A 326-nucleotide genomic window follows, 5' to 3' on the forward strand; every position below is an offset into this window, starting at 1 on the left:
GCGATAGGCAGGGCAACGCGATAACTCATGCTGGCTAGCGCACCTGATTTTTGAATTGGTTTAGGAAACATTACTTCTCACTCCTTAGCATGCGCCATAAAAAGTAAGCGATGTAGATATCCATAATCAGGAATAGCACCACTGCAACTGAAGCGCCATATCCCATTCGATAATTGAAGATCGACTCTTCATACATTTGATAAGCAAGTACGCTAGAGCTGCCCCAAGGACCACCCGCGGTCATAGTGGCAACCAAGTCGAAAGAGCGCAGTGCGCCAATCACGGTCACAACAATGGCAATAAAGGTGGCCGGTCTTAGTTGAGGC

General features: G+C 47.9%; 1 protein-coding gene. It reads right to left on the reverse strand.

Annotated elements, in window-relative coordinates; all coding sequences use genetic code 11:
* Positions 1-70: 70 nt before the first annotated feature.
* On the reverse strand, positions 71-326 hold a 256-nt coding region (locus tag AB4585_RS29755; protein ID WP_372172446.1), incomplete at its 5' end, for a carbohydrate ABC transporter permease.

Source organism: Vibrio sp. 10N.222.49.C9, from assembly GCF_041474985.1.
GTDB lineage: Bacteria > Pseudomonadota > Gammaproteobacteria > Enterobacterales > Vibrionaceae > Vibrio > Vibrio crassostreae_C.